Below are 23,844 nucleotides of genomic sequence, written 5' to 3' on the forward strand. Positions count from 1 at the left end.
GCGTTACGTCAGCCTTCGACGGCAATCAACGCCGCAGCCACGGCGCGCGATTCCGAAAGCATGATATTGTAGGTGCGTACGGCGGCACCCGTGCTCATCGGATCAATGGAAATGCCCGCTTCCTTGAAAGCCGCGCGCAGCTCCTTCGGCAGAACCCGCATACCATCTCCCGTGCCGATCAGCAGCACTTCGATATCCTGCGCTTCCGCCAGAACCTTTTCGAAATGCCCGACGCTCAGTTGTTTGGCGTCAACGGGCTCCCACCCGTAAATGCCCGAAGGCAGGAGCAGAAGCGAGCCTCGATGCGACATGTCGGCAAAGCGGAAGCCGCCATTGCCATAAGCATCTATGGGCGCCCGGCCGGGAAAATGGGCCGGGCGTATTTCGATCCCGCCGGCCATCAGACGGCAGGCTTGCCGCCGATGGCGTTGCCGGACTTTTCATCCTTCTCGTCTTCCGCGTCCTTGCTATCAGGACGAAGCTTGAAGGCGATCAGCACCGGAGCGGCAATGTAGAGCGACGAGAACACGCCGATACCGACACCGAAGAGCATGGCGAAGGTGAAGGAGCGGATGACCTCGCCACCGAAGAGGTAGAGCGCGAGCAGCGCCAGAAGCACGGTCAAGCCGGTGAGGATGGTGCGCGACAGCGTCTGGTTCAGCGACACGTCGATAATCATCGACAGCGGCATCTTCTTATAGCGCCTCAGGTTTTCGCGGATACGGTCATAGATGACGACGGTGTCATTCAGCGAATAACCGATAATCGTCAGGATCGCCGCGATACTGGTAAGGTTGAACTCTATCCCCAGGAACACGAAGAGGCCGATTGTGAAGACCACGTCGTGCACCATCGAAATGACGGCGCCGAGCGCAAACTGCCATTCGAAGCGAACCCAGATGTAAATCATGATCGCCGTCATGGCGAGCAGGATGCCGATCGTGGAGGTGAAGGTGAGGTCACCGGAAACGGCGGGGCCGACAACTTCAACGCGGCGGAAGTCGTATTTGTCCTCAAGCTCGCCGCGCACCATGGTGATGGCGGATTGCTCGGCATTTTCGCCGCCTTCCTGCGCCTGAATGCGGATGAGAACATCCTGCGGCGTACCGAAATTCTGAGCCTGGATTTCACCCAGGTTGAGCTGGTTCAGACGATCGCGGATATCGGCCAGATCGGCCTCACCCTGCTTGGCACGGACTTCGATGACGGAGCCGCCCTGGAAGTCGATACCGAGGTTCAGGCCCTTGGCGATGAAACCGCCAACACAGGCAAGCATGATGACGCCGGTGATCATGAACACCACGCGACGGTAGCGCATGAACGGGATGTCGCGACCATCGAACATGGCGGTACGAACGCCCTTCGGCAGATGCTTCGGACGGCTGCGGCGGACCCAGTAACCGAACATCCACGCTGTCAGTGTATAGGCCGTGAAGACGGTCGTGATGATACCGACGGCCAGCGTAACCGCAAAGCCCTTGACCGGGCCCGTGCCCATGTAGAACAGCACGCTCGCCACGATCAGCGTCGTCAGGTTGGCGTCAATGATGGTCGCAAAGGCGCGGGTAAAGCCATTATCCAGTGACTGGATCAGTGGTTTGCCGCTTTTCACCTCTTCGCGTATTCGCTCGTAGATCAGAACGTTGGAATCGACAGCCATGCCGATGGTCAGGACGATACCGGCGATACCCGGTAGTGTCAGTGTCGATCCGATCACGCTGAGGACGGCCAGCAGCATGATGACGTTGACCACAAGAGCGATATTCGCCAGCAGGCCGAAGAAGCCATAGAACACGAACATGAAGATGAGGACGCCCACGGCGCCAATGGCGCTTGCCGTCAGACCCGCGGTAATGGAGTCGTTACCGAGGCTCGGACCGACGGTACGCTCTTCAACCACCGTCAGCGTCGCCGGCAGCGCACCGGCGCGCAGCAGCACAGCAAGGTCGTTCGCGCCCTGCACCGAGAAATTACCTGAAATCTGGCCCGAACCGCCAATGATCGGCTCACGGATGACAGGCGCGGAAATGACCTGGTTATCGAGCACGATGGCGAAAGGCTTGCCGACATTCTGCTGCGTCGCCTGCGCAAACCGCTGCGCGCCGCGGCTGTCGAAGCGGAAGGTGACGACGGGTTCATTGGTCTGCTGGTTGAAGCTTGCCTGCGCGTCGACGAGATTGTCGCCGGAAACGAGCGCACGGCGCTCCACGAGATAGGGAACCGGCGGATCGTCCTGCGAATAGAGAACCTCGGACGTCGCTGGCGGACGGCCGTTCATGGCTTCCTGCACCGGCATGGTGGTGTCAACCATGCGGAAGGAGAGCTTTGCCGTCTGGTTGAGAAGTGACTTCAGGCGCTGCGGATCCTGAAGACCAGGCACCTGCACGATGATGCGATCGGAACCCTGACGCTGGATGAGCGGCTCGGTCGTGCCGACTTCGTCAACGCGGCGGCGCACGACTTCGATGGACTGCGAAACCGCTGATGACAGGCGGTAATCGATGCCCTCATCCGTGAGATTGAGACGCAGCAGATTGTCGCCACCATCATTCATCGTCACTTCGGTAATGGAGCCGCCGACCAGCGTACCGGCGGATACCGGCTGCGTCAGGTCGCGAAGTGCGTTCTTGGCGGCTTCCAGCTGCGCCGGATCGCTGATGCGGACCTGAATCTGCTGGCCGTTGCCGGTCAAGCCCGAATAACGGATGTTGGCATCGCGAAGCTGCGTTCGCACATCGCCCACGATGGTTTCGAGCCGTTCCTTGACGATGTCGGAACGCTCGATCTTGAGCATGATGTGGGAACCGCCCTGAAGGTCGAGACCGAGCGTTACCTTGTTGTCCTTGTACCAGGCAGGCATGCCCTCCAGCTGTTTGTCCGTAAACAGATTGGGAGAGGCGATGACGACGCTTGCCAGCACAAGCAGCCAGATGAAGACTGTTTTCCAACGGGAAAAATGAAGCATTTCGATCTCGGTCAGGGTTGGGGTCGCGCTCTGCGCAACCCGTCAAAATTCGCAATCGGGCATTCGGTTGTCCGGCAGGATCAGGAAGCTGCTTCCGTCTTGACCACTTCGCCCTTCACGCGCACTTCGGCAATGTAAGCACGGGCAGCGCGGATTTTCACGCCTTCGGCGATTTCGACTTCGAGTTCACTGTCATCGATGACCTTGGTCACCTTGCCGACGATGCCGCCGCCGAGAACGACCTGATCACCGCGGCGAATATTGGTCAGCGTTTCCTGGCGCTTCTTCATCTGTGCGCGCTGCGGACGGATAAGGAAAAAATACCAGACCACCATGAGCGGCGCAAACAGGAAAAGCATTTCAAGGCCGGAACCCAGCGCCGACGTGCCGCCCGCTGCATCCTGGGCAAAAGCTTGACTAATGAACATATAAAACTCCTCAACGATTACGGCACGACCTCGTATGCCGCCCCAGCTTTCAAGCCGCCGGAATATAGTGGGGAACGCCGGGATTGCAACAGATGCAGGGCCCTCGCCGTACCGATTCCGGACCTCTTAACCTTTATGGGCGCCAAACACCATGCTAGGCCGGGCGCAAAACAGAGTTTTGAACATCAGACAAGCGGAAGAAACACCATGATTCGAGAAGAAACGGCCTCCCTGCTTCTTTCAGAACTGCGCCGGCTCACCGATGCCGTCGAACGGCTGGCGGGACCGGCGCCCGCCGCAAACGACTGGAATGCGGCGGATTGTTTTGTCTGGGCGCCGCTGAACTCTTTCCTGCAGCCTGTTGCCCGCCCCAACCGCATCGCGTTGAAACTCATCCGCGGCGTCGATCATGTCCGCGACATTCTCCACGAAAACACGCTGCGTTTCGCGGAAGGTTTCGCCGCCAACAACGTGCTGCTGTGGGGTGCGCGCGGCATGGGCAAGTCTTCGCTGGTGAAGGCCGTTCACGAAGATGTGCGTGCGGCAAGCGGTGTTTCGCTCAAGCTGGTGGAAGTGCACCGCGAGGACATCCACACCCTGCCCGCCCTGCTCGACATCCTCAAGGCCTCGGGCCAGCGCGTCATCGTTTTCTGCGACGACCTCTCCTTCGACCATGACGACACCGCCTATAAATCGCTGAAGGCCGCGCTCGACGGCGGCATCGAGGGACGTCCTGACAATGTGCTGTTTTATGCGACCTCCAATCGTCGCCATCTTCTGCCGCGTCACATGATGGAAAACGAGCAGTCCACTGCCATCAACCCATCCGAAGCGGTTGAGGAAAAGGTGTCGCTCTCCGATCGCTTCGGCCTCTGGCTCGGTTTCCACAAATGCGGTCAGGAAGATTATCTGACGATGATCGACAGCTATGCCACGCATTTCGATCTGGGTCTCGACCGCGAGACACTGCATCACGAGGCGTTGGAATGGGCAACCACCCGCGGCGGCCGCTCAGGCCGTGTCGCCTGGCAATATATTCAGGACGCCGCCGGCCGCCTCAGGAAACCGCTCGACAGATAACACCACGGTGACATCGGGCGAAACGCGGTGTCGTTACGACCACACCGCGTGTCGTATTCCCGAACGCCACATCTCCCCTCTCATGGTTTGCTGCACCCATGAAGTCATCTGCCCGCGGAGGAGCGGACAGGTACGGTGTTCAACCATGGAGGAGATGGATATGAGCAGGAACAGAGGCGTCGTCTACATGCGGCCGGGTCAGGTCGAAGTCCGCGACATCGACGACCCGAAGCTTGAGGCGCCGGATGGCCGGCGCATCGAGCACGGTGTCATTCTCAAGGTGATTTCCACCAATATCTGCGGCTCCGACCAGCACATGGTGCGCGGCCGCACCACGGCGATGCCGGGCCTCGTTCTCGGTCATGAAATCACCGGCGAAGTCATCGAGAAGGGCATCGACGTTGAGATGCTGCAGGTTGGCGACATCGTTTCCGTGCCGTTCAACGTCGCCTGCGGCCGCTGCCGCTGCTGCAAGTCGCAGGATACCGGCGTGTGCCTCACGGTGAACCCGTCCCGCGCCGGCGGCGCTTATGGCTACGTCGACATGGGCGGCTGGATCGGTGGTCAGGCGAAATATGTCACCATCCCCTATGCCGATTTCAACCTGCTGAAATTCCCGGATCGTGACAAGGCGATGTCGAAGATCCGCGACCTCACCATGCTCTCCGACATTCTGCCAACCGGCTTCCACGGCGCAGTGAAGGCCGGTGTCGGCGTCGGCTCCACTGTTTATGTCGCCGGTGCCGGCCCGGTAGGCCTCGCGGCTGCCGCCTCCGCCCGCATTCTGGGTGCTGCGGTCGTCATGATCGGCGATTTCAACAAGGATCGTCTTGCCCACGCTGCGAAAGTCGGCTTCGAACCCGTCGATCTCTCGAAGGGCGACCGGCTGGGCGACATGATCGCCGAGATTGTCGGCACCAACGAGGTGGACAGCGCGATCGACGCGGTCGGCTTTGAAGCGCGCGGCCACGCAGGCGGCGAACAGCCGGCGATCGTTCTCAACCAGATGATGGAAATCACCCGCGCCGCCGGCTCGATCGGCATTCCAGGCCTTTATGTCACCGAAGATCCGGGCGCGGTGGATGATGCTGCCAAACAGGGCAGCCTGTCACTGCGTTTCGGCCTCGGTTGGGCGAAGGCGCAATCCTTCCACACCGGCCAGACACCGGTGCTGAAATATAACCGCCAGCTCATGCAGGCGATCCTGCACGACCGCCTGCCGATTGCCGACATCGTCAACGCCAGGATCATTGCGCTCGACGATGCCGTACAGGGCTATGAGAGCTTCGATCAGGGCGCAGCCACCAAGTTCGTGCTCGATCCGCATGGCGACCTGCTCAAGGCGGCCTGACGCCTGCACCGGAAAACCGGTGTAATGAAACCGCCCGCTATAAACGGGCGGTTTTCCATTGGCGCAAATGCCCCCTGTCGGAGACACTATTTCTCGCCTTCTCCCAGTGACTCCAGCTCGGCCATTGCCTCGGAAGAAAGATAAGGCCTGAACAGACTGGATACCTGCCGCAGCCCCCACTCCAGTTGCTGCGACCCGAATTCGCTGACACCTTCCTGCAGATTAAGATAGGACGCCCAATAGGTCGAGACGATCCACAAATTCGTCAAAACCGCCTCGCGCTCCGCTTCGGGAATGTCCACCAGCTCCGCATTCTGCATCCGCGTGACGATGTGGCCGACCGCCAGACGCATGGCGGCGCTTATGGTTCGGACGGGCTCCACCAGCCCCGGTGCCAACGCCACCAGACCGACAAGATCGCGAAAAAGGAAGCGGTAGTTCCAGACGAGAGAGAACCACTGCCACAAAAAGCCGGCATAAGTCGCCGCAGCCGCCTCGTCCGCTCCGTCAACAGTCGCGACGAGCGCCAGCGCATCGTTTTCGAAGCGGGCGAACAGGGCAAGGACCAGCGATTCCTTGGTGCGGAAATGATAATAGAGATTGCCCTCGTTGATTTTCACATCGCCGGCGATTTCGGCCGTTGTCACACGGTCCGGGCCACGTTCGTTGAAGAGACCGAGTGTAACATCTAGAATTTTTTCACGTGTCAGGGATCGCCCCGGCCGTTTCGCGCCGTTTATCATAGAAATTTCACCCCACCATTGAAAACTAAGGCGTACACCTTAAATTACCGGTATAAGGTAAACACCTTAACAGCATGTTGCCATTGTTCAACGCGCATAAAGGACCCGCAGATGACCGACACCGGCCTTCGCAACCCCTCGCCCGAGGCGATCGGGACACAAACCGTATCGAAGCTCGCCACCGCGCGTCTCGCTCTCTCCATTATCCGCAATCCGTTGAAGGCGTTGCCGCCGGAAATCTTTCATGAACCGGCGGTTTTCACTCGCCTTGGCGATACGATGCGCGTGCATCTCGCCGATCCCGTTTTGATCCACGAGGCTCTGGTCAAGAACGCCCATCTGCTTGGCAAGGGTGAAGATGTGCGGCGCGTCCTCGGCCCGGCCCTCGGTCAGGGACTTCTGACCGCCGACGGGGACCATTGGAAATGGCAACGGCAATCCGTCGCAGGCGCTTTCCGCCACGAAAAGCTGTTGGATCTGCTTCCGGTCATGATCGAGACGGCACGACGCACGGAAGCGCGCTGGCGCTCTCCTTCCATTGGTGACATCGACGTGGGCCACGAAATGATGCGAACCACGTTCGACATCATCGTCGAAACGATGATGTCCGGTGGATACGGAATTGATGTTGCGCGGGTCGAACAGAGTATTACCGATTATCTGAAACCGACAGGCTGGACCTTCGCGCTCACCATGCTGGGGGCGCCGGAATGGCTACCTCATCCTGGCCGGCGCAAGGCCCGGATCGCCGTCGGTTATCTGCGCGAAAGCCTTGCGAAGGTGATTGCCGGACGGCGGAAAAATCCATCCGAAAGGAACGACCTCGTCTCGATGCTGCTGGAGGCCAGGGATCCTGAAACCGGACGCATGATGACCGACACGGAAATCGTCGACAATCTCCTGACATTCATCACCGCCGGCCACGAAACGACGGCGCTCGGTCTCGCATGGACGTTTCACCTTCTGTCGAAGAACCGTGAAACGGAGAGAAAAATTCTCGAGGAAATCGACACCGTCACCGCCGGTGAACCGGTCGCGGCGGAACATATCGCCGGCCTGACCTATACCCGACAGGTGTTCTCGGAAGCTATGCGGCTTTACCCGCCAGCTCCGGTCATTACACGCACGGCGCTTGAAGACTTCAGGCTCGGCGGGCATGATATTCCGGCGGGCACCGTTCTTTACGTGCCCATCTATGCCGTGCACCGCCACGCCGCCTTGTGGGACGAGCCCGAGCGCTTCGATCCGTCGCGCTTCGGACCGGAAAAGACGAAGGCGCGCCACCGCTATGCCTATATGCCATTCGGGGCGGGACCCCGCATCTGCATCGGCAATGCTTTTGCGATGATGGAAGCCGTGACGATCCTGGCCGTTCTTCTGCAAGGCCTTCACCTGGAAAACAGGTCAACGGCAACTGCGGCACCGCTGATGCGGGTAACATTGCGGCCGGAAAGTCGCCTGACGATGCGGATCGTGCAACGGAAAAACAAATCGCCCGCGGCGTGAACCACCGCGGGCGATGAATGGAGGCCCCCTGGGTCACCGAACGGTGACGATCACAGGTCGACGTCGAGGATCGCCATCGAGAAATTGTAGGAACGGTCGCCGTCTTCGTCATCGATGTAAACGACGCCGAGAAACTCTTCGCCAAGATACACTTCGGCGGAATCGTCCTTGCGCGGACGCGCCTTGACCACCATCGTCGGGTTGAAGGTACGCTTGAAGTAGGCGTCGAGTTTTTTGATTTCGTCGGCTTTCACCACTATTCTCCTGTGCGGTTCGCGTTGGCCCGCTTTTGGCATGGGACAAAGGCCAAAGTAAAGTGAAAGCGGCAGGTCATCCGTGTCTTCCACACGGACGACGGCAAAAAACCCGGCCACCTGTCAACGCGACAGTGCCGCTCAGATATCGGCTCCGATGAGCTGGTCCATCAGGCGCGAGGGTTCAGAACACCCTGCTTCTCCCACCACCCGCGCCGGCACTCCGGCAACCGTGGTCTTCGGCGGAACCGGCTTCAGCACCACAGATCCTGCGGCGATGCGCGAGCAGCTGCCGATTTCGATATTGCCGAGGATTTTCGCCCCCGCGCCGATCATCACACCGTTGGCGATCTTCGGGTGGCGGTCCGCCCCTTCCTTGCCGGTACCGCCGAGGGTGACGCCATGCAGGATGGAGACGTTATCGCCGATGACTGCCGTCTCGCCGACCACCAGCCCGGTGGCGTGGTCCAGGAAGATGCCCTTGCCGATGCGTGCTGCGGGGTTGATATCGGTCTGGAAAATGCTCGAAGACCGGCTCTGCAGATAAAGCGCGAAATCCTTGCGGCCTTTCTGCAGCAGCCAGTGGGCAAGCCGATGGGTCTGGATGGCCTGGAAACCCTTGAAATAAAGCAGCGGTTCCATGAAGCGCGTGCAGGCCGGATCGCGATCGTAAACGGCCTGGATGTCGACGCGGAGAACGCTTCCCCATTCCGGCCAGTCATCCAGCATGTCCTGGAAGGTCTGACGCAACAGCACGGCCTGTATGTCCGGATGGTCGAGAAGTTCGCAGATACGGTAGATCACACATTCTTCGAGAGACCGGTGGTTGAGGATCGTCGAATAAAGAAAGGCTGAAAGCAGCGGATCCTGTGCGGCGGCGCTGCGCGCTTCATGCAGCAGGCTGCCCCAGATCGGGTCGACGATCGCCAGCTGTTCAGGCTGACGGGCCTCGGTACGTGCGACCATGAACGGTCTCCTCGTTTGCAGTGGTCGTTCTTTATACAGAAAAAGACGTGCATTAGAAATGGGATTCGAATGACGACTTTAAAGGCGGCACGGCTTCAGTTTTTCTTCATGCAGCTTGAAAAACCGTTTCTTGCCGAACTGCGCTTTGCCGCGCTTCTGCGCGGAAAGCCTGCCCCGTTTTTCCTCGAAAATGCGTCAACTCAGAACGAACGGTAGAAATCCAGCACCGCCGCCTTGAACACGCGGTCGCCGACGGCCAGCATGTGGTCGCGGCCGGGAATGTCGATCGCCCGCGCGTGCGGCATGATGGCAGCGAGCTCTTCACCGGAGCCAGCAATATCGTCCTTCGTTCCGACCGCGATCAGCGTCGGCGCATCTATCTTTGCCGCCTGGTCGCGCGTGACGAGAACCCGCGATGTCTCGATGCAGGCGGCAAGCGCCAAGCGGTCGCTTTTCGTCTGATCGGCAAAGGCTCGGAACATGCGGCCGCGCTCATGGGTCACGACATCGAGCGAAGGCGCGAGAAGCGCCTCTGCGATCGGGTCCCAGTCGCCCACACCTTCGACCATGCCGATACCGAGCCCGCCGAAGACCAGAGAACGCACGCGCTCGGGATGCGCCATGGCCAAGAAGGCGGAAATGCGCGCACCCATGGAGTAACCCATCACATGCGTCTCTGCGATGCCGAGATGGTTGAGCAGCGCCACCGCATCTTCGGCCATGACGGACGGATAATAGGCCTCCGTATCATGCGGCTTGTCGCTTGCGCCATGGCCGCGATTATCGATGGCGATCACCCGGTAGCCGGCATCTCCCAGCGTCTTCAGCCAGCCAGGATGGACCCAGTTGACGTTGGCGCTGGATGCAAAGCCATGGATGAGCAAAACCGGGTCTCCCGCCGGATCGCCTTCGTCAAAATAAGCGAGGCGAAGGCCGTCATGGAAAAAATCGGAAAACTGCGGCGTGTTGAGATTCATCAAGGACATCCTTTTTGCCGGACCATATGGCAGGAATTAGCAATGTTGAACATGTTTTGCTGACGATTTTTATGGAGATGCAATGCGTTTGAGGCTACATATCCGCAACGACGAGCCGGCATGCGAAGCCGGATTGCGGCTCTACAACGATATTGCATTTGGAGACGAACATGGCCGGGCATACCATTCCCCACTTCCAGAACGATGGCGGACACCGCATGATCGAGATCGGCGTCAAGGAATTCATGTGCACCGGCGCTTCCGTTCCTTACGATCATCCGCATATCTTCATCGATATGGGCGACGACAATGAGAAGGTCTGTTCCTACTGCTCCACCCTTTATCGCTACAATCCGTCGCTGAAGGCCGAGCAGACCAATCCTCCGGGCTGCGTTTTCCACGTGAAGGCTGCCTGACCTCCACTTTTCCTGATCGGGGCGCATCATGCCCATGAAATCCGTAGCCATTATCGGTGCCGGCATTGCCGGTCTCACCGCTGCCCTTTCTTTTGCCCGGCACGGTATAGACTGCGACATCATCGAACAGGCCGGCGAACTGACGGAAGTTGGCGCCGGCCTGCAGATTTCGCCCAATGCCGCCCGCATTCTCGCCACGCTTGGCGTGCTGCCTGCCATCGAGGCGCGCTGGACCGAGCCCGTCAGTGTCGAACTCGCCTCCGGAAAATCGCTCGCAACGCTGCTCTCCCTGCCTGTGGGCGCGGTGGCGCGTACACGCTGGGGCGCACCCTATGGCGTGCTGCACCGCTCCACCCTGCAAAGCGCACTTCTCCACGCGGTGACAGATAATCCCCTATGCCGGTTGCATCTCGGCAAACGCATCGAAAACGCGACGGCCGATGTGATTGCCGCAACCACATTCCGCGACCATGATCTGATTGTCGGCGCGGACGGTGTCTGGTCGGCGGCCCGCTTTGCCGTTCCTGCCGCTCCCACCGCTACCTTCTCCGGCAATGTCGCCTGGCGCTTCACCGTTGCCGCCAATGCCGTGCCGTCGGCCATCAACAAAAGCGCCGTCACGGCCTATCTCGGCTCGGGTGGCCATATCGTCGCCTATCCGCTGAAAGAAGTCGGCGGTTTCAACATCGTCGCCATCGCGCTTGGCGCCGATCCCGGTGCAACATGGCGGGCGGAATCGAGCGGTCGGCAGAAAGCCCTGCTTCTTGAACAGTTTCGCGGCTTCAGCCCTGACATCGTCCGGTTGCTCGATTCGTCCGAAAACCCGACCTTCTGGCCGCTCTATCAGGCCGGCCCCGGCCGCTGGCACAATGGCCGGGACACGGTGCTGATCGGCGACGCAGCGCATGCCATGATGCCGTTCGCCGCCCAGGGGGCAGCCATGGCGATCGAGGATGCGTTTGAACTCGCGGGAACCATGGTGGGCAGCGATGCTTCAGCCACCCTGCCCGCGCCGCAGGCTCTTGCCGCCTTCGAGGCCCTGCGCCTGCCGCGCATAGAAAAGGCCCGCAAGCGGGCCTCTCTCAATCGTTTTGCCTATCACGCCACAGGCCCGGTGCGTATCGCGCGGGACTTCGTGTTTTCCACGCGTCCCACCGACGCCTTCCTGAAGGACTTCGACTGGCTCTACGGCTATCGCGCCACGGGCTGAGGTCAAACCGCGGCCGCGGCTGCAAAGCCGGCCTCGAGGTCCTTCTTGAGATCGGCGACATCCTCAAGCCCGATCTGCAGGCGGATGACCGGTCCCTCCGAGGGACCCTTGGCGATGGTCCTGTCGACAAGCGAGACCGAAACGGCAAGCGATTCGTAGCCGCCCCAGGAGTAACCGAGCCCGAAAAAGGTCAGCGCATTCAGGAACGCGGCCGCCGTCTGCTTGTATCTGCCTTCTTCCGCCTTCAGCACGAAGGAGAAGACGCCGCTTGCACCCTTGAAATCGCGCTTCCAGAGATCGTGCCCTGCAAAGCTCGGCAGCGCCGGATGCAGCACGCGCACGACGTCGTCCCGGCTCTCCAGCCATGTGGCGATGTCGAGCGCGCTTTTCTGATGGTGCGCCAGCCTGATTCCCATCGTGCGCATGCCGCGCAGGATCTGATAGGCATCGTCCGAAGTGACGCAGATTCCGAGATTGGTATTGGCCTGATAAAGCGCCTTCCAGTGCTTTTCATTGGCCGAGACGAAGCCCATCAGCACATCCGAATGGCCCGAGGGATATTTGGTGGCAGCGTGGATGGAAACATCGACGCCAAAATCCAAAGGTTTGAAATAAAGCGGCGTCGCCCAGGTATTGTCCATCGTCACAACACAATCATGCCGATGAGCGATATCGGTGATCAGCCTGACATCCTGAATTTCGAAGGTGTTGGAACCCGGCGCTTCCAGATGCACCAGCTTCGTGTTCGGCCGGATGAGAGCCTCTATGCCCTCCCCTATGGCCGGATCGTAATATTCCACTTCGACACCCAGCTTCTTCAGCATCATATTGCAGAAGCGACGTGTCGGAAAATAAACGGAATCGACGATCAGCGCGTGGTCGCCAGCGCCGAGATAGGCAAGGAACGGGACCGTGATGGCCGCAAGGCCCGAAGGCACGAGAATGGTTCCGGCAGACCCTTCCAGCTCATTGACGAGATTGCAGAGCGCATCGGTCGTCGGCGTGCCGTGGGTGCCATAGGTATATCTCTGGTTTTCGGTCGAAAGCGTCTCCGCGTCGGGAAAAAGCACCGTCGAGCCGCGCACGATTGGCGGATTGACGAAACCGAAACAGTCAGCGGGATCATTGCCGCCATGGGTGAGGCGCGTATTCACACCTGCGGCGGAAAGCAGGTCATTTGTCTTGGTCATTTCAGATCAGCTTTCGAAGGAACATTGACGCGTGCGACAATGCTGAGAGCGAACCGCAAGGTCAAGTCCCGCCGGGACGCAACAACCGCCGGGATTGATCCATCGCCAGCCAGAATACAACAAGTATACAAATACTGTGCAAGTGCAAATTTCCGCAAAAATATGCTTATATTTTCACCCTTTGCACACTTCACGACCAAATTTTGGAAAATTCCGTTTTATAGGCACAATTATTGCCCGCACGTCTTGACCCCGCTGCCAATTGCGATTGTGATAGAAAAAGCGGATCGAAAAGATCTCGCTGAAGGGGGAGCTGGGGCAGAACAAACATGCCGGTCCTCTTCCAAGTGACGATAACAAACAAAGGTTGGGAAAAATGAAAAAGGCAATTCTGTCGGCCGCCATCGGCGCAGCAGTTTTGGGAGGAGCCTCGGTCGCTTCGGCTGCGACGCTTCAGGATGTGAAGGGCAAGGGTTTCGTCACCTGCGGCGTCAGCGCCGGCATTCCGGGATTCTCCAATCCCGATGACAAGGGCGAGTGGTCCGGTATCGATGTGGACTATTGCCGTGGTATTGCCACAGCGGTTTTCGGCGATCCTTCGAAGGCCAAGTTCGTCGCACTTTCAAGCAAGGACCGATTCCCGGCTCTCCAGTCCGGTGAAGTCGACGTTCTGACCCGTAACACCACCTGGACGATCAGCCGCGACACGTCGCTGGGCTTCAACTTCCGTACCGTCAACTACTACGACGGCCAGGGCTTCATCGCCAAGAAGAGCCTCAACGTGAAGTCCGCTCTCGAGCTTTCCGGCGCCGCCGTCTGCGTACAGACCGGCACGACCACGGAGCTCAACCTCGCCGACTACTTCAAGACCAACAATCTGCAGTACAACCCGGTGGTTTTCGAAAAGGAAGCCGACGCGACCTCTGCTTATGATGCCGGCCGTTGCGACGTCTACACCACTGACCAGTCTGGCCTTTACGCGATCCGCCTGAAGCTGAAGAACCCGGAAGAAAACATCGTTCTGCCTGAAGTCATCTCCAAGGAGCCGCTTGGTCCGGCCGTTCGCCAGGGTGACGACCAGTGGTTCGACATCGTCAGCTGGGTTCATTACGCCATGGTCAATGCCGAAGAACTTGGCATCACCTCCAAGAACGTCGACGAGCAGAAGAACAGCGCAAATCCGGACGTGAAGCGCCTGCTCGGCACGGAAGAAGGCACCAAGATCGGTACCGATCTCGGCGTGACCAATGACTGGGCCTACAACATCATCAAGCTGGTGGGCAACTACGGCGAAGTCTTCGACCGCAACGTCGGCGCCGGCTCGCCTCTGAAGATCGAGCGCGGCCAGAACGCGCTCTGGACCAAGGGCGGCCTGCAATACGCACCGCCGGTCCGTTGATCGGCCCCATCATCGGCTAGATCATAAGGAGGCTGGGCAACACCCGGCCTCCGCTTCAAATTATATAAATAAGCTCGCAAAGAGCATATAAAAGGGAAAGGTGCCTATGGCAGGCAACGCGGTCAGTTCGCAACGATCGCGCGCGCAAAGCGCGTCGTCACTTATCTACGATCCACGCATACGCGGCATTTTTTACCAGGTCCTGACGGTCGTCATCCTGGCCGCCTTCGTCTGGGTCATCGTGACGAATACGATCACCAATCTTCAACGTTCAAACATTTCATCCGGCTTCGGGTTCCTCAACGGACGCGCCGGCTTCGACATCGGCCAGTCGCTGATCGCTTATACCAGCGATGCGACCTATGGCCGGGCGCTGCTCGTCGGCATTCTCAACACGATCCAGGTTGCGTTTTTTGGCATCATCGCCGCCTCGATCATCGGTTTCATCGTCGGTATCGCCCGGTTGTCCAACAACTGGCTGATCTCGAAGCTCGCGCAGGCCTATGTGGAAATCTTCCGCAACATCCCGCCGCTGCTCGTGATCTTCTTCTGGTACAAGGGCGTCATCTCGGTCCTGCCGCAGGCACGCGAATCGCTCGAGCTGCCGCTCGGCACCTACCTCAACAATCGTGGCTTCTTCTTTCCGAAACCGCTCTGGGGGGACGGAATCTGGCTCGTGCCGCTGGCCTTTCTTGTCGCCGTCGTCGTCAGCGTGCTTGTTTACCGCTGGGCGAAAGCCAGACAGGAAAAAACCGGACAGCAATTCCGCACCGGAATAACGATAACGCTGCTCGTCATCGGATTGCCGCTCGCCACGTTCCTCGCAATCGGCGCGCCGCTGACATTCGATTACCCCATCGCCGGACGCTTCAACCTTTCGGGCGGCGCCGTCGTCGCGCCTGAATTCATGTCGCTGTTCCTGGCGCTGTCCTTCTACACTGCCTCCTTCATCGCCGAGATCGTTCGCGGCGGCATCAAGGCCGTGGCGAAGGGGCAGACGGAAGCTGCCGACGCGCTTGGGCTTCGCTCCAGCACCACGACACGTCTCATCGTCGTGCCGCAGGCCATGCGCATCATCATTCCGCCGCTGACAAGTCAGTTCCTCAACCTCACCAAGAACTCGTCGCTTGCGGTCGCGGTCGGCTTTGCCGATATCGTCTCCGTTGGCGGTACGATCCTGAACCAGACGGGTCAGGCGGTTGAAGTCGTTGCCATCTGGCTGGTCATCTACCTCTCGCTGTCCCTGCTCACGGCCGTGGTCATGAACTGGTTCAACGCGAAAATGGCTCTGGTGGAGAGATGACGATGACGATCAGCAACCACGCCTTCGTGCGCCAGACCATTGAGGAAGCCCGCCCCGCGCCATCGAGCGCGGTGGGCGTAACCCACTGGCTGCGTACCAAGCTCTTCGCCACGCCCAAGGATACGGTGCTCACCGTCCTTGCTATTGCCCTCCTCGTCTATATCGTGCCGCCGATCATCGAGTGGCTGTTTATCGACGCGGTTTGGACCGGCAGCGACCGTATTGCGTGTCTCACCGCTTCACAGGGCGGCGCGCTTCCGGACGGACAGTCCGGCGCCTGCTGGGCCTTTGTCTCGGCCAAGCTCGGACAATTCGTCTTCGGCCGTTACCCCATTGACGAGCGCTGGCGTCCCATCCTCGTGATGGTGACGTTCGCGATCCTGCTGGTCCCGATGCTCATTCCCAAGGCGCCGTTCAAGCGTCTCAATGCGCTGGCGCTCTTCATCATCCTGCCCTTCATTGCGTTCTTCCTGCTCATCGGCGGCGTCTTCGGCCTGCCGAAGGTGGAAACGCAGCTCTGGGGCGGCCTGATGGTCACGCTCATCCTGTCCTTCTTCGGGATAACGGTGTCGCTGCCCTTCGGCATTCTTCTGGCTCTCGGCAGACGCTCGAACCTGCCGGTCATCAAGATGCTCTGCGTCCTCTTCATCGAGGTCATCAGGGGCATCCCGCTGATCACCGTCCTGTTCTTCGCCAGCATCATGCTGCCGCTGTTCCTGCCCGACGGCTGGACTTTCGACAAGTTCCTGCGTGCGCTGGTCGGCGTGTCGCTGTTCTCCTCCGCCTATATGGCGGAAGTGATCCGCGGCGGCCTGCAGGCCATTCCGAAGGGACAATATGAAGGTGCGGACTCGCTCGGCCTGAATTACTGGCAGAAGACGAGGCTGATCGTGCTGCCGCAGGCGCTGAAGCTCGTCATTCCGGGCATCGTCAACACCTTCATCGGGCTTTTCAAGGACACGTCGCTGGTCTCGATCATCGGCATGTTCGACCTGCTCGGTATTGTCACACTCAACCAATCGGATGCGAACTGGGCCACGCCCGTCACCGCCATGACTGGCTATATTTTCGCAGGCTTCGTATTCTGGATATTCTGCTTCGGCATGTCGCGATATTCGCTGTTCATGGAACGGCACCTCGACACCGGGCATAAACGATAAGGGACGCTCAAAATGGCAGAAACCCAGGCAAAAAAACTGACCGTCTCGGCGACGGACGTCGCAATCGAAATCACCGGCATGAACAAATGGTACGGCGATTTCCATGTGCTGCGTGATATCAACCTGAAGGTCATGAAGGGCGAGCGCATTGTCATCGCCGGTCCTTCCGGGTCGGGCAAATCGACCATGATCCGCTGCATCAACCGTCTGGAAGAGCACCAGTCGGGCAGCATCGTCGTTGATGGCATCGAGCTTACCAACGACCTCAAGAAGATCGACGAGGTGCGCCGCGAAGTTGGCATGGTGTTCCAGCACTTCAACCTCTTCCCGCATCTGACGATCCTCGAAAACTGCACGCTGGCGCCGATCTGGGTTCGCAAGATGCCCAAGAAGGAAGCCGAAGAAGTGGCGATGCACTATCTGAAGCGCGTGAAGATTCCCGAGCAGGCGCATAAATATCCGGGCCAACTCTCCGGCGGTCAGCAGCAGCGTGTGGCGATTGCCCGCTCGCTCTGCATGAAGCCGAAGATCATGCTCTTCGATGAGCCGACCTCGGCGCTCGACCCGGAAATGGTCAAGGAAGTGCTTGATACCATGGTCAGCCTCGCAGAAGACGGCATGACCATGCTGTGCGTGACCCACGAAATGGGCTTTGCGCGTCAGGTCGCAAACCGCGTTATCTTCATGGACCAGGGCCAGATCGTCGAACAGAACTCGCCCGCCGAATTCTTCGACAATCCGCAGCACGAGCGTACCCGCCTGTTCCTCAGCCAGATACTGCATTGAGAACAAGCATCATCGGACGGGGCCTTTGGGCCCCGTTTTTTTATGACGACAACCCAGCTCCAGATCTGGCGTGATCTTTGGCTCCTCATGACGCCGCGCTTCTCCCGTCCCGGAGCCACTTGAGTGAATCACTGCCCATCCACGCGTTCCCACACATCATTCTCTTCCGTTAGAAGCGCAAAACCGCGGGACCAAGCACGCTTTAACCTTTTGTTACGAAACAAGAATCCTTGTTTTTCAGGGCTTCTGGCCACCCGTGTCATTTTTTTGTCAAATCATGCGTTTTTCCGCTTGCGGAGCAACCGGAGCCTGACTATAAGGGCGCCACACCACAAGCGCACGCGCCCTTCGTCTATCGGTTAGGACGTCAGATTTTCATTCTGAAAAGAGGGGTTCGACTCCCCTAGGGCGTGCCACTTCCTTTGCTGGTTACCTCCGACACGACGAAATCATTCGATAAAATCGCAATAATTCCAGCATCTCATCATTGCTGCGGAACCGATTTGCCGTCGGCACGTTAGATGCCTGTCCCCCCGATGGAAGGCAAGCCGGACGAAATGCCGCCGCGCAATTCACCCGGCTTGCCTTTCCCCTCTCCCAGATCATCAGGAAGTCCCGGGCTTCGGCAGAGCGTTGCCAGCTCAACGGCCACGATGCTGGGCTTTGCCCACTTGCACCGCTTCGTCGCGTCCCGTGCCGCGCGAGATTGGAGCGATAATTCAAGGATTTGGGCCGGTCCGACCGGGTTTTCCACAGCCCGTTCCGCCCTGCCAAAAAAACTCGCCGCAAAGCGAAAAAAATCAGTTTTTCCGCTTGCGGAGCAACGGGAGCCTGACTATAAGGGCGCCACACCACAAGCGCACGCGCCCTTCGTCTATCGGTTAGGACGTCAGATTTTCATTCTGAAAAGAGGGGTTCGACTCCCCTAGGGCGTGCCACTTGCTTCTCCCTTAAAATCAGCAGCATAAACGTATATCTTCACGCATCGCGTAAAGATATCCCGTTGTAGTGCATAGGTCAGCGACAACCGTTGGCCGGTGACAGCCGAGATAGATTGGTGGCCCCTCTCAGGGCGCGAAAGCGGCGTCCAGAACACGCAGTTGAACCCGCCTTTGCCCCTGCCAGAGATCGGCGCCCACAGTACCCGCGACGTGAATATTCCGTCCGCGGGCATTCATGAGCATCTGTCCCAGGGGCGCCTCGGCGGCGCGGAACGCGATTCCGTCCAGCCGTGAGCCATCCATGGCCTCCAGCGTGATCTTGACGTGGGATGCGCCCACCAGCCGCACATCACGCAGGCGATGCGCCGGAACAGCAAAGATCGGCTGAGAATGACCGGAACCATAGGGACCGGCCTGTTCTAGCTGGTCGACAAGCTGCAACGTAGCCCCCGAAGCGCCGATGGCGCCATCAATCTTCAATACGCTGCTCTCTACCAGCTCGTTTACGGTCTTTGCCGCGGCTTCTTCGAAAAAGGTCCTGAGCTTGCCGAGATTGGCGCGCTCAACCGTGAGGCCTGCCGCCATGGCGTGACCGCCGCCCTTGACCAGCAGGCCGGCCTCCACGGCAGCGCGCACCATCCGCCCCATGTCGAAGCCGGCGATCGAACGGCCGGAGCCGGTGCCCTTGCCGGAGGGATCGAAGGCAATGGCAAAAGCCGGGCGGCGGAAGCGATCCTTCAGGCGCGAGGCCAACAAGCCGACAATGCCGGGATGCCAGTTTTCACGCGCGGTGACGATAACACCGGCACCCGAGCCGTCGCCATATTCGAACAGGGCCTCCGCTTCGGCCTCCGCCAGCATCGCCGCTTCCATCGCCTGTCGCTCGCGGTTCAGCTCGTCCAGCCGCTCGGCAATCACCTCGGCCTGCGAGGAATCATCGATCGTCAACAATCGGCTGCCAAGCGCAGCGTCGCCAATACGCCCCCCGGCGTTGATGCGGGGTCCGATCAGGAAACCGAAATGATAGGGTGTCACAGGCCCGCCCAGCCCCGCCTTCTTGAACAGCGCGGCAAGGCCGGCATTTTTCATGTGGCGTGCGGCAATCAGGCCCTTCACCACATAGGCGCGGTTCAGCCCTTTCAGGGGAACCACATCGCAGACCGTCGCAAGCGCAACGATGTCGAGCAATGACAGCAGATCGAGCGTGAAGGCCTGGCGGTGCCGCCTGTCCTTGAGAACGCGAAGCGTGGCGACGAGCACGAGGAACACCACGCCGGCGGCACAGAGATGCCCCTGCCCCGACAGATCGTCCTCCCGGTTGGGATTGACCAGCGCCACCGCCGGCGGCAGTTCCGTACCCACCTGATGGTGGTCTATGACCACAACGTCCGTTCGTGCCTCTTTTGCCGCCTTGAGCGATTCATGGCTGGTGGATCCGCAGTCCACCGTCACGATCAGCGTCGCGCCATTGGCGGCCAGCTGCTGCATCGCCGCCGGGTTAGGCCCGTAACCCTCGAAAATTCTGTCGGGAATGTAGATCTCGGGCGTCAGCCCGAAATGTGCAAGAAACCGGTACATCAACGCGGAGGAAGCAGCGCCATCGACATCGTAATCACCGAAGATCGCCACCTTCTCACCCGCTTCAATGGCGCGCACAAGCCGCTCGGCGGCCTTCTCGCAATCGGTCAGCACATGCGGGTCGGGCATCAGGGAGCGAACGGTGGGATCAAGGAACGCCAGGGCATCATCCACCCCCACACCGCGCCCGGCGAGCACCCGGGCGATCAGTTCCGGAATACCGTGGACCTGTGACATCGCCAGCGCACGGTTCTGCCCGGCCTGATCCAGCCGAGACACCCACCGCTGTTCTGTTGCCGACCGCTCCACGCTTAAAAATGCGCGGGCCACGGTATCGGCCGGCTCCATCATTACCATCCTGTCCATTCGTCCTGTCATTCGCGCCAACAGGCGCTCTAATGGTTAGAACGGGCTAAATGGCGATGCTGCGTTTTTCAAGCAAAAACGCGCCTTGACGAAATCACGTCGAGAAAATCGAGAAAAAAGGGCTGACAATCGAGACGGCCGCGACAAGCAGCAGCAGCGAAAATACCGCGAGCGAACACCAGTTACGCTCATATTCGGCCATATCGAATTCCATGCTGCGAATATTGTCATTGGCATTGTGCGGCCGCGCCCGGTGATGGCTCGCCGGAGCGCCCTGGCGCTTGTTGTCCTTGAACAGGATGATCGATGTCACGGCCACGCCTCCCTCGCTTGGTGAACACGATTAACCATAAGGCCGAATCGCCCTGCTTTCCAGCGCTTCACGCACCGTCCCCTCAAATTTTGCGGCCACCAGACCGCAGGAAGGCGCCGGTCCCCCAAGCAACAAAAAACCGCGTTTCCGGATGGAAACGCGGTTTTTGATCTCACGACAGTAGCGTCGCGCTTCAGGTCCGCTCGATGCGGATGACCTGGGGCTCGCTGACGAGATATTTCTCGTTCTTGATCGCTTTTACCGCCTTGCGGATCGCATCTTCCATTGTCGCGTGCGTAACAAGGATGATTGTCTGCGGCGCGCCTTCCACGTGCACGCGCTGGCGCTGCACGATGGATTCCAGCGAAATGTTATTGTCAGCCATGCGGCTGGCGATGGAGGCGAACACACCGGCCTGATCCTTCACCGTGAGGCGGATGAAGTAACCGCCCTCGTGGCTCTTCATCTTGGCGCGGCGATAGTCCGTCAGCGATTTCGCCGGACGGCCGAGTACCGGCACACGCTGTGCACCGGGACGGCTCTTGGCGATATCGGCGATATCGCCGAGCACGGCGGATGCCGTGGCGTTGCCGCCGGCGCCGGGTCCGACCATCAGCAATTCACCGAGAATATCGGATTCGATCGCCACGGCGTTGGTGACGCCATCGACCTGCGCGATGACGGAATCAAGCGGCACCATGGTCGGATGGACGCGCTGCTCGATACCGGATTCGGTGACCTGCGCCACGCCGAGAAGCTTGATGCGATAGCCTAGATCGGCAGCCGCCTGGATGTCCTCGATCGAAATATTGGTGATGCCTTCGAGATAAATGTCGTCGGCAGCGATCTTGTTGCCGAAGGCAAGCGTGGTCAGAATGGAAAGCTTGTGCGCGGTGTCGTTACCTTCGATATCGAAGGCGGGATCAGCCTCTGCATATCCCAGCCGCTGCGCTTCCTTCAGACAGGCCTCGAAGGACAGGCCTTCTTTCTCCATCTTTGTGAGGATGTAGTTGCAGGTGCCGTTCATGATGCCGTAGATGCGCGTCACGTGATTGCCGGTCAGCGATTCACGCAGGGCCTTGATGACGGGAATGCCGCCAGCGACCGCCGCCTCGAAGTTCAGAAGCGCGCCCTTGTCTTCGGCAATGGTCGCCAGTTCGACACCATGCTTGGCCAGCAGCGCCTTGTTGGCTGTCACCACATGGAGACCGCGCGACAGCGCTGCCCGCACCGCATTTTCGGCCTGTCCGGAAGCACCGCCGACCAGTTCGACAAACACATCGATGTCGGCTTCGCTCGCCATCTGTTCCGGCGTGTCGAACCAGGTAATACCCGTGAGATCAATGCCGCGGTCACGCGAACGATCACGCGCGCTTACCGCAATAATCTCAATTGCGCGTCCGCAGGTAATCGCAAGTTCGTTGCTTCTCTGCTGGAGGATGCGCACGAGCGAAGCGCCGACAGTGCCGAGCCCCGCTATGCCGATTCTCAATGAATCTGCCATGGGTATGTTCCTGATTGCTGGTGATGGTGGCGGCCGAGACCCGGCCGCCCTGGGTTTGCCCTTATCTGTGGGCGTTGAGCGAAACGACGTTGTGCATCGTTTCGTCTGCGGTCGACAGGAAACGCTTCAGATTGCGCGCTGCCTGACGAATTCGATGCTCGTTTTCCACGAGCGCGAGACGGACGTAATCATCGCCCATCTCGCCGAAGCCGATGCCGGGAGCAACGGCAATATCGGCCTTCTCGACCAGAAGCTTGGAGAATTCCAGGCTGCCGAGATGGCGGAATTTTTCCGGGATCTTCGCCCAGGCGAACATGGTGGCCGCCGGCGGCGGTACTTCGAAGCCCGCCTTGCCGAAGGTGTCGACCATGACATCGCGACGGCGGCGATAAACATTGCGCACTTCGGCAATGTCCGAGCCGTCACCGTTCAGTGCATGGGTCGCAGCAACCTGGATCGGTGTGAAGGCGCCGTAATCGAGATAAGACTTCACGCGGGTCAGCGCCGCGATCAGCCGCTCGTTGCCAACGGCAAAGCCCATGCGCCAGCCGGGCATGGAAAACGTCTTCGACATGGAAGTGAATTCCACCGCAACGTCGATCGCACCGGGAACCTCGAGAACGGAGGGCGGCGGATTGCTTTCGTCGAAATAGATTTCCGAATAGGCAAGGTCGGAAAGCACGATGATCTCGTGCTTCTTCGCAAAGGCGATGACGTCCTTGTAGAAATCGAGCGACGCGACATGCGCCGTCGGGTTCGAAGGATAATTGACGATCAGCGCCAGCGGCTTCGGAATGGAGTGGCGCACGGCGCGCTCCAGCGGCCCGAAGAAGCTGTCGTCAGGCTCGACATTCATCGAGCGGATAACGCCGCCCGCCATCAGGAAGCCGAAGGCATGGATCGGATAGGTGGGGTTCGGACACAGGATCACGTCACCCGGCGCGGTGATGGCCTGCGCCATGTTGGCGAAACCTTCCTTGGAGCCGAGCGTGGCGACGACCTGCGTGTCGGGGTTCAGCTTAACGCCGAAGCGGCGTGCATAATAGGCCGCCTGCGCGCGCCGAAGACCGGGAATGCCCTTGGACGAGGAATAACGATGGGTACGAGGGTCCTGAACGACCTCGCAAAGTTTGTCGACGATGGCCTTCGGGGTCGGAAGGTCGGGATTGCCCATGCCGAGATCGATGATATCGGCCCCGGCCGCTCGCGCGCTCGCTTTCAAACGGTTGACCTGTTCGAAGACGTATTGCGGCAGACGCCGGACCTTGTGAAACTCTTCCATCTCTTTCCTCATGGGAATGGACCGGTTCTTCCGGTCCATAACGAAGGTTCGTTTTTGTTGTTAAACGCCGCCGACACGAACCGACCCGGCAGGCGTTATTCATTGTAGCGCAAAGCACGGGAAAAC

General features: G+C 59.5%; 22 protein-coding genes and 2 tRNA genes. 12 read left to right on the plus strand and 12 right to left on the minus strand.

Annotation, left to right across the window (positions count from 1 at the left end; translation table 11 throughout):
* Positions 1 to 8 precede the first annotated feature (8 nt).
* The 3 genes from EYD00_RS05900 to yajC all read right to left on the minus strand — a co-directional run bounded on the left by EYD00_RS05900 (position 9) and on the right by yajC (position 3,393).
* Complete coding sequence (locus EYD00_RS05900) at positions 9 to 401, minus strand: Mth938-like domain-containing protein (RefSeq protein ID WP_004441908.1); 393 nt, start codon at positions 399 to 401, stop codon at positions 9 to 11.
* Positions 401 to 2,965 (minus strand): protein translocase subunit SecDF, encoded by a 2,565-nt coding sequence (gene secDF / locus EYD00_RS05905; RefSeq protein WP_004441909.1) that lies wholly within the window; start codon positions 2,963 to 2,965, stop codon positions 401 to 403. The genes EYD00_RS05900 and secDF overlap by 1 nt, the downstream gene beginning before the upstream one ends.
* Positions 2,966 to 3,045: 80 nt before the next feature.
* Complete coding sequence (gene yajC / locus EYD00_RS05910) at positions 3,046 to 3,393, minus strand: preprotein translocase subunit YajC (RefSeq protein WP_004441911.1); 348 nt, start codon at positions 3,391 to 3,393, stop codon at positions 3,046 to 3,048.
* A gap of 207 nt (positions 3,394 to 3,600) precedes the next feature.
* Here yajC and EYD00_RS05915 point away from each other — a divergent pair, with 207 nt between their 5' ends.
* Together EYD00_RS05915 and fdhA are read left to right on the plus strand one after the other, a co-directional pair.
* A complete protein-coding gene (locus EYD00_RS05915; RefSeq protein ID WP_004441913.1) occupies positions 3,601 to 4,473 on the plus strand; it encodes an ATP-binding protein in 873 nt (290 codons plus the stop codon).
* 160 nt (positions 4,474 to 4,633) lie between these two features.
* The gene (gene fdhA, locus EYD00_RS05920; RefSeq protein ID WP_004441915.1) at positions 4,634 to 5,824 is read left to right on the plus strand and encodes a formaldehyde dehydrogenase, glutathione-independent; all 1,191 of its coding nucleotides are present in this window, start codon (positions 4,634 to 4,636) and stop codon (positions 5,822 to 5,824) included.
* 86 nt (positions 5,825 to 5,910) lie between these two features.
* Here fdhA and EYD00_RS05925 read toward each other — a convergent pair whose 3' ends face one another.
* Positions 5,911 to 6,567 carry a TetR/AcrR family transcriptional regulator gene (locus EYD00_RS05925; protein ID WP_004441916.1) on the minus strand — a complete coding sequence of 219 codons (657 nt, stop codon included), beginning with the start codon at positions 6,565 to 6,567 and terminating at the stop codon, positions 5,911 to 5,913.
* A 111-nt stretch (positions 6,568 to 6,678) separates the two neighbouring features.
* Between EYD00_RS05925 and EYD00_RS05930 the strand changes: the two genes are divergently transcribed.
* Positions 6,679 to 8,073, plus strand: a complete 1,395-nt coding sequence (locus tag EYD00_RS05930; protein ID WP_004441917.1) for a cytochrome P450 — start codon at positions 6,679 to 6,681, stop codon at positions 8,071 to 8,073.
* Positions 8,074 to 8,123: 50 nt separating this feature from the next.
* On the opposite strand, the gene EYD00_RS05935 is transcribed toward EYD00_RS05930, so the two are convergent.
* Positions 8,124 to 8,327 carry a DUF3126 family protein gene (locus EYD00_RS05935; protein ID WP_003524869.1) on the minus strand — a complete coding sequence of 68 codons (204 nt, stop codon included), beginning with the start codon at positions 8,325 to 8,327 and terminating at the stop codon, positions 8,124 to 8,126.
* A gap of 141 nt (positions 8,328 to 8,468) precedes the next feature.
* The gene (cysE, locus tag EYD00_RS05940) at positions 8,469 to 9,293 is read right to left on the minus strand and encodes a serine O-acetyltransferase (RefSeq protein ID WP_004441918.1); all 825 of its coding nucleotides are present in this window, start codon (positions 9,291 to 9,293) and stop codon (positions 8,469 to 8,471) included.
* Positions 9,294 to 9,362: 69 nt separating this feature from the next.
* Here cysE and EYD00_RS26095 point away from each other — a divergent pair, with 69 nt between their 5' ends.
* Complete coding sequence (locus EYD00_RS26095; RefSeq protein ID WP_004441921.1) at positions 9,363 to 9,509, plus strand: hypothetical protein; 147 nt, start codon at positions 9,363 to 9,365, stop codon at positions 9,507 to 9,509.
* Here EYD00_RS26095 and EYD00_RS05945 read toward each other — a convergent pair.
* Positions 9,494 to 10,270 carry an alpha/beta fold hydrolase gene (locus EYD00_RS05945; RefSeq protein WP_004441923.1) on the minus strand — a complete coding sequence of 259 codons (777 nt, stop codon included), beginning with the start codon at positions 10,268 to 10,270 and terminating at the stop codon, positions 9,494 to 9,496. The two genes, EYD00_RS26095 and EYD00_RS05945, sit on opposite strands and share 16 nt — an antisense overlap.
* Before the next feature lie 170 nt (positions 10,271 to 10,440).
* On the opposite strand from EYD00_RS05945, the gene EYD00_RS05950 reads away from it, so the two are divergent.
* Together EYD00_RS05950 and EYD00_RS05955 are read left to right on the plus strand one after the other, a co-directional pair.
* Complete coding sequence (locus EYD00_RS05950) at positions 10,441 to 10,686, plus strand: zinc-finger domain-containing protein (RefSeq protein WP_004441925.1); 246 nt, start codon at positions 10,441 to 10,443, stop codon at positions 10,684 to 10,686.
* A gap of 28 nt (positions 10,687 to 10,714) precedes the next feature.
* The gene (locus EYD00_RS05955) at positions 10,715 to 11,896 is read left to right on the plus strand and encodes an FAD-dependent monooxygenase (protein ID WP_004441926.1); all 1,182 of its coding nucleotides are present in this window, start codon (positions 10,715 to 10,717) and stop codon (positions 11,894 to 11,896) included.
* A gap of 2 nt (positions 11,897 to 11,898) precedes the next feature.
* Here EYD00_RS05955 and EYD00_RS05960 read toward each other — a convergent pair whose 3' ends face one another.
* The gene (locus EYD00_RS05960) at positions 11,899 to 13,086 is read right to left on the minus strand and encodes a cystathionine beta-lyase (protein ID WP_004441928.1); all 1,188 of its coding nucleotides are present in this window, start codon (positions 13,084 to 13,086) and stop codon (positions 11,899 to 11,901) included.
* A 376-nt stretch (positions 13,087 to 13,462) separates the two neighbouring features.
* Between EYD00_RS05960 and EYD00_RS05965 the strand changes: the two genes are divergently transcribed.
* The 6 genes from EYD00_RS05965 (at position 13,463) to EYD00_RS05990 (ending at position 18,672) form a co-directional block, all read left to right on the plus strand.
* Positions 13,463 to 14,485 (plus strand): amino acid ABC transporter substrate-binding protein, encoded by a 1,023-nt coding sequence (locus EYD00_RS05965; RefSeq protein WP_004441929.1) that lies wholly within the window; start codon positions 13,463 to 13,465, stop codon positions 14,483 to 14,485.
* A gap of 106 nt (positions 14,486 to 14,591) precedes the next feature.
* The gene (locus tag EYD00_RS05970; RefSeq protein ID WP_004441931.1) at positions 14,592 to 15,788 is read left to right on the plus strand and encodes an amino acid ABC transporter permease; all 1,197 of its coding nucleotides are present in this window, start codon (positions 14,592 to 14,594) and stop codon (positions 15,786 to 15,788) included.
* Between the two features lie 2 nt (positions 15,789 to 15,790).
* Positions 15,791 to 16,948 carry an amino acid ABC transporter permease gene (locus EYD00_RS05975; RefSeq protein WP_004441933.1) on the plus strand — a complete coding sequence of 386 codons (1,158 nt, stop codon included), beginning with the start codon at positions 15,791 to 15,793 and terminating at the stop codon, positions 16,946 to 16,948.
* A gap of 12 nt (positions 16,949 to 16,960) precedes the next feature.
* The gene (locus EYD00_RS05980) at positions 16,961 to 17,734 is read left to right on the plus strand and encodes an amino acid ABC transporter ATP-binding protein (RefSeq protein ID WP_004441935.1); all 774 of its coding nucleotides are present in this window, start codon (positions 16,961 to 16,963) and stop codon (positions 17,732 to 17,734) included.
* 341 nt (positions 17,735 to 18,075) lie between these two features.
* Positions 18,076 to 18,150 (plus strand) — tRNA-Glu (locus EYD00_RS05985).
* 447 nt (positions 18,151 to 18,597) lie between these two features.
* Positions 18,598 to 18,672, plus strand: a tRNA-Glu gene (locus tag EYD00_RS05990).
* A gap of 129 nt (positions 18,673 to 18,801) precedes the next feature.
* On the opposite strand, the gene recJ is transcribed toward EYD00_RS05990, so the two are convergent.
* From recJ to EYD00_RS06010, 4 genes are all read right to left on the minus strand, one after another.
* A complete protein-coding gene (gene recJ / locus EYD00_RS05995) occupies positions 18,802 to 20,610 on the minus strand; it encodes a single-stranded-DNA-specific exonuclease RecJ (RefSeq protein ID WP_081859527.1) in 1,809 nt (602 codons plus the stop codon).
* 103 nt (positions 20,611 to 20,713) lie between these two features.
* Entirely contained in the window at positions 20,714 to 20,938 is a 225-nt protein-coding gene (locus EYD00_RS06000; protein ID WP_022556200.1) for a hypothetical protein, read from the minus strand.
* A gap of 187 nt (positions 20,939 to 21,125) precedes the next feature.
* Positions 21,126 to 22,436, minus strand: coding sequence for a homoserine dehydrogenase (locus EYD00_RS06005; RefSeq protein ID WP_004441941.1), 1,311 nt, complete (start codon positions 22,434 to 22,436; stop codon positions 21,126 to 21,128).
* A 61-nt stretch (positions 22,437 to 22,497) separates the two neighbouring features.
* A complete protein-coding gene (locus EYD00_RS06010) occupies positions 22,498 to 23,718 on the minus strand; it encodes an LL-diaminopimelate aminotransferase (RefSeq protein ID WP_004441943.1) in 1,221 nt (406 codons plus the stop codon).
* Positions 23,719 to 23,844: the final 126 nt, after the last annotated feature.

This window comes from Agrobacterium sp. 33MFTa1.1 (genome assembly GCF_004328495.1).
Classification (GTDB): domain Bacteria; phylum Pseudomonadota; class Alphaproteobacteria; order Rhizobiales; family Rhizobiaceae; genus Agrobacterium; species Agrobacterium pusense.